The following is a 7,334-nucleotide window of genomic DNA, read 5'->3' as shown; positions in this document are numbered from 1 at the left end:
CGAGATCACCCGCGAGCCGGTCGGCGTCGTCGGCATCATCACGCCCTGGAACTTCCCGATCGCCATTCCCGCCTGGAAGATCGCGCCGGCGCTTTGTTACGGCAATACCATCGTCTTCAAGCCGGCCGAACTGGTGCCCGGCAGTTCCTGGGCCATCGTCGACATCCTCCACCGTGCCGGCCTGCCGAAGGGTGTCCTGAACCTCGTGATGGGCAAGGGCTCGGTCGTCGGCCAGGCGATGCTCGACAGCCCCGATATCCACGCCATCACCTTCACCGGCTCGACCGGCACCGGCAAACGGGTGGCGCTCGCCTCCGTCGAGCACAATCGCAAATACCAGCTGGAGATGGGCGGCAAGAACCCCTTCGTCGTGCTCGACGATGCCGATCTGTCGGTGGCGGTCGAGGCCGCGGTCAACTCCGCCTTCTTCTCCACCGGCCAGCGCTGCACCGCCTCCTCGCGCATCATCGTCACCGAGGGCATCCACGATCGCTTCGTGGCCGCCATGGGCGAACGGATGAAGGGGCTGACGATCGACGATGCCTTGAAATCCGGCACCCATATCGGCCCGGTGGTCGATGAGAGCCAGCTCAACCAGGACACCGACTACATCGCCATCGGCAAGCAGGAGGGCGCCAAGCTCGCCTTCGGCGGCGAGCTGCTGAAGCGCGACACGCCCGGCTTCTACCTGCAGCCAGCGCTGTTCACCGAGGCGACCAATCAGATGCGGATTTCGCGGGAAGAAATCTTCGGGCCGGTCGCGTCCGTCATCCGCGTCCGCGATTACGACGAGGCGCTCACTGTGGCCAACGACACCCCCTTCGGCCTGTCCTCGGGCATCGCCACCACCAGCCTCAAGCATGCGACCCATTTCAAGCGCAATGCCGAGGCCGGCATGGTCATGGTCAACCTGCCGACGGCCGGCGTCGATTTCCACGTGCCCTTCGGCGGCCGCAAGGGCTCGTCCCACGGTTCGCGCGAGCAGGGCCGCTACGCCGCCGAGTTCTACACAACCGTCAAGACGGCCTACACGCTCGCTTAACGGGCGCCGTCACAGGCCCGCGTGACTGCGCGGGCCGCCTAAGGAAGGATAAGATGAAGAAGAAAGCTGAATGGCCGCGCAAGCTGCGTTCGCAGGATTGGTTCGGCGGCACCGGCAAAAATGCCATCATGCACCGCTCCTGGATGAAGAACCAGGGCCTGCCGGCGGACACGTTCGATGGTCGACCGATCATCGGCATCTGTAACACCTGGTCGGAACTGACGCCGTGCAATGCGCATCTGCGTGATCTCGCCGAGCGGGTGAAGCGTGGCGTCTATGAGGCCGGCGGTTTCCCGGTCGAGTTTCCGGTGTTCTCCGTCGGCGAGAGCACGCTACGTCCGACGGCGATGATGTTCCGCAACCTTGCAGCGATGGACGTCGAAGAGGCGATCCGCGGCAATCCGGTCGATGGCGTCGTGCTGCTCGGCGGCTGCGACAAGACCACGCCGAGCCTGCTGATGGGGGCTGCCAGCGTCGATATCCCGGTTATTCTCGTCTCCGGCGGCCCGATGCTGAACGGCAAATGGCGCGGCAAGGATGTCGGCTCGGGCACGGCGATCTGGCAGTTCTCCGAGATGGTGAAGTCCGGCGAGATGTCGCTGGCGGAATTCATGGATGCGGAGCAGGGCATGGCCCGTTCGGCCGGAAGCTGCATGACCATGGGCACGGCTTCCACCATGGCCTCGATGGCCGAAGCGCTCGGCATGACGCTGCCCGGTAATGCCGCGATCCCCGCGGTCGACGCACGCCGGCGAGTGATCTCGCAGCTCTCCGGCCGCCGCATCGTCGACATGGTCAAGGAAGATCTGAAGCCGTCCGACATCCTGACGAAGCAGGCCTTCGAGAATGCCATCCGCGTCAACGGCGCCGTCGGCGGCTCGACCAATGCGGTGCTGCACCTCTTGGCGCTCGCCGGCCGCATCGGCGTCGATCTCAGCCTCGACGACTGGGATCGCCTCGGCCGTGACGTCCCGACGATCGTCAATCTGCAGCCGTCGGGCAAATACCTGATGGAGGAGTTCTACTACGCCGGCGGTCTCCCGGTCGTGATCAAGGCGGTCGGCGAAATGGGTCTCCTGCACAAGGATGCCTTGACCGTCACCGGCGACACGATCTGGAACGACGTCAAGGACGTCACCAACTACAATGACGACGTCATCGTGCCGCGCGAAAAGGCCTTGACGCAGTCGGGCGGCATCGCCGTGCTGCGCGGCAATCTGGCGCCCAAGGGCTGCGTGTTGAAGCCATCGGCCGCCTCGCCGCATCTGATGCAGCACAAGGGCCGCGCCGTGGTCTTCGAGAGCATCGAGGACTATCACGCCCGCATCAACCGCGACGATCTCGACATCGACGAGACCTGCGTGATGGTGCTGAAATATTGTGGCCCGAAGGGTTATCCGGGCATGGCCGAGGTCGGCAATATGGGCCTGCCGCCGAAGGTGCTGAAGAAGGGCATCACCGATATGATCCGCATTTCCGATGCGCGCATGTCCGGCACGGCCTATGGCACGGTCATCCTGCATACCGCACCGGAAGCGGCCGATGGTGGCCCGCTGGCGCTGGTCGAAAACGGAGACATGATCGCCGTCGACGTGCCGGCCCGCACCATTCACCTCGACATTTCGGACGAGGAACTCGCCCGTCGTCGTGCGGCCTGGGTGTCGCCAGTCAAGCCACTAGCCGGCGGCTATGGCGGTCTCTACGTCAAGACGGTCATGCAAGCCGATACGGGGGCGGATCTCGACTTCCTCGTCGGCCCGCGCGGCTCGGAAATCCCTATGAACCGCGACAGCCACTGACTTTTCTGTTTGCTGGCGTGCAATGCCGCACCGCTCGTCGGTGCGGCATTTCCATTCGCGCTCCGGCCAGTCGTTTCAAAAAGAAGCGCAATCTTTGCACGTCTTCGGTTTGTATTATCTACAACCTCCGAAACGTTTGGCTTCCGGTAGAGTCAGCGCAACCAGACTTGATCTTCCGACGTCTCCTCTAGCCTGGGTCATTCCGGCCCTACGCTTGAGAAGGAGGACGATCATGCGGAAGAATGTGCTTGCGTTGTCGCTGGGTCTTCTTGCGACGGTGGCGTTATCCGCGCCGGCATTTGGCCAAAGCGCGGAGCGCGATGGTCTCGGTGTCGGGCTGTCCGTCGGCGCAGCGAACGGGCTGAACACCAGTGTGGGGCTCGGAGGATCGGACGGCGTGAATGCCGACGTCGACGCGTCGCTGGGCGGTGCCAACGGCGTCAACGCCGCCGCCAATGCCACGGTCGGCGGTTCGCGCGGCGTCAACGCCGATGCGCAGGCGAGCGTCGGTGGCAGCAATGGCATCAACGCGGATGCCGATATCGGTCTCGGCGGTGACAACGGGCTCAACTCTTCCGTTGACGCCAGTGTTGGTGGCCGACGTGGCCTGACTGCCGGCCTCGACGTCAATACCGGCGGTGGCGACAACGGTGTCGATGTCGGGGTGGGCCTGGGGCTTGGGACCGGCACAGGCAGTTCCGGCGGAAGCAGCAGCAGTGCGGGCGGTGGCGGTGCAGGTGTTGGTTCCGGTGGCGCAGTTTCTCCAGGCGCCTCGCTCACGGCGTTCAACAAGCTGTCGAGCGCCGAACGGGTCAAGCTCATCAAGCGTTGCCGCGACGTGGTCAGTGGCGGCTATGACGGCGGACTGGTTTCGCTCTGCCGCATCCTGCAGGCGAGCGCCTCGCGCTAGAGCAATTCCAGGAAAAGTGCGAAACGGTTTTCCGTCAGGAATTGCGTAATTTCAAAGACTTAGATCACTTCAGTGTTTCGATGAAACATTGAAATACAAACGACCGGGCGGGCGTCTGCAGCTTTCATGCCGGGAGATCCAGCTTTCGATGGGGTGTTTATGGCGCCCCATCGAAGAGGTTACTGGCGCAGAGGCTACTGGCTTTGTGACTGGCTCTGACTCTGGCTTTGCTGCTTTTGCTCGACGGTTACCGAAACTTTCAGCGTTTCCTTGGCTTCGCCATGGATCAGGCCGGAGATCGGCGCGGCGTCGCGGTAGCAGAGGCCGGAAGCTATGCGAACGTAGCGATCGTCGGGGCAGATCTTGTTGGCGGCGTCGAAGCCGACCCAGCCGAGCCCGTTCAGATGCACTTCGGCCCAGGCGTGGCTCGCCGTCTGATCCGGCTGGCCTTCCATCATCAGATAGCCCGAGATGTAGCGCGCCGGCAGGTCGAGCGAGCGCGACGCTGCGATCAGGATGTGGGCGTGGTCCTGGCAGACGCCGCTGCCGCTTTCGAGCGCATCCTCGGCCGTCGTCTCCGCGTGGGTCTCGCCGGGTTTGTACTCAACCGCCTTGTGGATTGTCTCCATCAGCGCATGCATGCGGGCAAGGTCGGTGTCGCCTTCGGCGGATTTTGCGAGTTCGCGGATCAGCTTGCCGGCCTTGGTCAAAGGCGTTTCGCGGGCATAGAGCCAGAGCGGTACGTAGGACTGGTGCGGCCCGAAGACGCCGGCGCGGTCCTCCGTATGGACCTCGCCGGAGGCGGTGATGCGGATCGCGTCGCGGTCGCCGTCGACGCTGACGAGATGAACCCGGTTGCCGAAGTGGTCGTCGTAGCTCACTTCGATTGCCGCGCCATCGACAAGGGTATCCCAGCCGAGAACGGTCTGGCCGGCCTGGGTCAGTGGCGTCAGCCGCAGACGCTGCAGCGCGTATTGCACGGGTTCGTCATAGTGGTATTCGGTCGTGTGGCTGATCTTCAGGTGCATGCCATTCTCCCGAACTCAGTTGAACCGGTAACCGTCGGAGATTTCCTGTCCCAGACGGTTGTTGTGGCTGATGAAGTCTTCGAGATATTCGTGCAGGCCCACATCCATGATGTCCTTGATCGACTGGCTGCGCAGCGACGCGAGCGTGCGGTCGGCCGTGTCGTGGGCGGCGTGGCGCTCGCCATATTCCCGTTCGAGGTAACCGAGATTACTGGCGATCTTCTCGTAGCAATAGGCAAGCGAGCGGGGCATGCGGCCGTTGGAAATCAGGAAGTCGGCGATGTTGGCGGGGCGGAGCTCGGCATCATAGACCCAGCCATAGGCGCGGTGGGCCGAGACCGAGCGCAGGATCGATTCCCACTGAACATTGTCCATCGACGAGCCGACGGCGGCGACTGCCGGCAGGAGCACGTAGTATTTCACGTCGAGGATGCGGGCGGTGTTGTCGGCTCGCTCGATGAAAGTGCCGATGCGCGAGAAGTTGAAGATCTCGTTCCGGAGCATCGTGCCGTGGAAGGCACCACGGATGAGGCCGGCGCGGCGCTTGATCGTATCGATGATCTCGGGCATGTCGGTCGGACGGGCCTTCCTGGAGAGGATCGTCTTCATTTCGAGGTAGCATTCGTTCGTCGCTTCCCAGGTCTCGCGCGTCAGCGCCGTGCGGACCATGCGCGCATTGTGGCGTCCCGCCTCGATGCACGACATCACGCTCGACGGATTGGCGCGGTCGCGCAAAAGGAAATCGATCGCGTCGATGCTCGTCAGCGTCTCGTGCACTTCGTCGTAGAGTTCGCGCACGCCCGCACTTTGCAGCACGCCGTCCCAGTCGCCCTCCGTCGCTTCGCTGCGGGTCAGCGCCATGCGCAGTCCGGCATCGATCAGTCGGGCGCTGTTTTCGGCGCGTTCGATGTAGCGGAACATCCAGTAGAGACCGTTTGCAGTTCTTCCCAACATGGTCTCAGTCCTCCAGTACCCAGGTGTCCTTGGTCCCGCCACCCTGGCTGGAGTTCACGACGAGCGAACCAGCCTTGAGTGCCACGCGCGTCAGGCCGCCGGGAATGATCTGCACCTTGTCGGAGACGAGGACATAGGGGCGAAGGTCGACGTGCCGGGGCGCGATACCCTTGTTGACGAGGATCGGCACGGTGGAAAGCGAAAGCGTCGGCTGGGCGATGTAGTTGGTCGGGCGGCTCTTCAGCTTTTCGGCAAAGAAGGCGCGCTCCTTCTTGCTGGCGGTCGGGCCGACCAGCATGCCGTAACCGCCGGATCCGTGCACCTCCTTGACCACCAGCTCTTCCAGATGTTCGAGCACGTATTTCAGGCTCTGTGGCTCGGAACAGCGCCAGGTCGGCACGTTTTCAAGCAGTGGCTTGCGGCCAGTATAGAACTCGACGATCTCGGGCATATAGGAATAGATCGCCTTGTCGTCGGAAATCCCGGTGCCGGGCGCATTGGCAATTGTGATGTTGCCGGCGCGGTAGACATCCATGATGCCGGGAATGCCAAGCGCCGAATCCGGACGGAAGGTGAGCGGATCGAGGAAGTCGTCGTCGACGCGGCGGTAAAGCACGTCGATCGCCTCGTAGCCGCGGGTGGTGCGCATCTTCACCTTGCCGTCGATGACGCGCAGATCCGAACCCTCGACCAGTTCGACGCCCATCATGTCGGCGAGGAAGGCATGTTCATAGTAGGCGGAGTTGTAGATACCGGGCGTGAGCACGGCGACGCGCGGCTTGCCGCTGCAGCCGGGGGGTGCCAGCGACGCCAGGCTCTGGCGCAAGAGATTCGGGTAGTTCTCCACCGGGCGCACGCGGTTCTGATGGAAGAGTTCGGGGAACATCTGCATCATCGTCTCCCGGTTTTCCAGCATGTAGCTGACACCGGATGGCGTGCGCGCATTGTCCTCGAGCACGTAGAACTGATCTTCACCTGTTCTCACGATGTCGGTGCCGACGATATGGGTGTAGACGCCGCCCGGCGGCCTGAAGCCGATCATCTGCGGCAGGAAGGCGACGTTCTTCTCGATCAGCTCTCGCGGCACGCGTCCGGCGCGGATGATTTCCTGCTTGTGGTAGATGTCGTCGAGAAAGGCGTTGAGCGCGATGACCCGCTGTTCGATGCCTTGGGCGAGCTTGCGCCATTCGCGGCCGGAAATGATGCGGGGGATGAGGTCGAAGGGGATGAGCTTTTCGGATGAGTCTGCGTGTCCGTAGACCGCGAAGGTGATGCCGGTTTTCCGGAATATGTTCTCGGCTTCCCTGGATTTGGCTATGAGCCGATTTTTGTCCTGGCTGGCATACCATTCATGATAGGTCGAATATGGCTGGCGCGGACTGCTATCCGCATTCATCATTTCGTCAAATGCCAAAGGCGTGGTCCCCTTATTTTTGACCATTTGAGTACAACGCTGGTTGCAATGCAAGAAGCGTGCTCAGTCGCCGGAAAAGAAAATTGGCATCGATCTTCTCGCCCATTCACGGGGAAAACTGCCCAACAACCCGGCAGCGGGATCCGGCCGCCGAAAGGTGTGGCGGCCGAGCGGCTGCAAAATATGC

The 7,334-nt window shown here is 62.7% G+C and carries 6 protein-coding genes; 3 read left to right on the top strand and 3 right to left on the bottom strand.

The features are described from left to right. From ACTJKE_RS20550 to ACTJKE_RS20540, 3 genes are all read left to right on the top strand, one after another. Positions 1–1,042: aldehyde dehydrogenase family protein (locus tag ACTJKE_RS20550; RefSeq protein WP_440692281.1), on the top strand; the 1,042-nt coding region annotated here is incomplete at its 5' end. A gap of 53 nt (positions 1,043–1,095) precedes the next feature. Beyond that, positions 1,096–2,841 (top strand): L-arabinonate dehydratase, encoded by a 1,746-nt coding sequence (gene araD, locus ACTJKE_RS20545; protein ID WP_112994308.1) that lies wholly within the window; start codon positions 1,096–1,098, stop codon positions 2,839–2,841. Between the two features lie 232 nt (positions 2,842–3,073). After that, complete coding sequence (locus tag ACTJKE_RS20540) at positions 3,074–3,751, top strand: hypothetical protein (protein WP_110879329.1); 678 nt, start codon at positions 3,074–3,076, stop codon at positions 3,749–3,751. A gap of 194 nt (positions 3,752–3,945) precedes the next feature. On the opposite strand, the gene ACTJKE_RS20535 is transcribed toward ACTJKE_RS20540, so the two are convergent. Genes ACTJKE_RS20535 through ACTJKE_RS20525 form a run of 3 tightly spaced genes read right to left on the bottom strand, consistent with a single transcriptional unit; the run spans position 3,946 to position 7,132 of the window. After that, on the bottom strand, positions 3,946–4,779 hold the full coding sequence (locus tag ACTJKE_RS20535) for a transglutaminase family protein (RefSeq protein ID WP_112994310.1): 834 nt from the start codon (positions 4,777–4,779) through the stop codon (positions 3,946–3,948). A 15-nt stretch (positions 4,780–4,794) separates the two neighbouring features. Then, positions 4,795–5,733 (bottom strand): alpha-E domain-containing protein, encoded by a 939-nt coding sequence (locus ACTJKE_RS20530; protein WP_057252951.1) that lies wholly within the window; start codon positions 5,731–5,733, stop codon positions 4,795–4,797. Positions 5,734–5,737: 4 nt separating this feature from the next. Next, entirely contained in the window at positions 5,738–7,132 is a 1,395-nt protein-coding gene (locus ACTJKE_RS20525) for a circularly permuted type 2 ATP-grasp protein (protein WP_058326564.1), read from the bottom strand. Positions 7,133–7,334: the final 202 nt, after the last annotated feature.

Source organism: Ensifer sp. 22521 (genome assembly GCF_052044795.1).
In the GTDB taxonomy this organism is placed as follows: Bacteria; Pseudomonadota; Alphaproteobacteria; order Rhizobiales; family Rhizobiaceae; genus Ensifer.
This window is presented reverse-complemented; position numbering and strand designations above follow the sequence as displayed.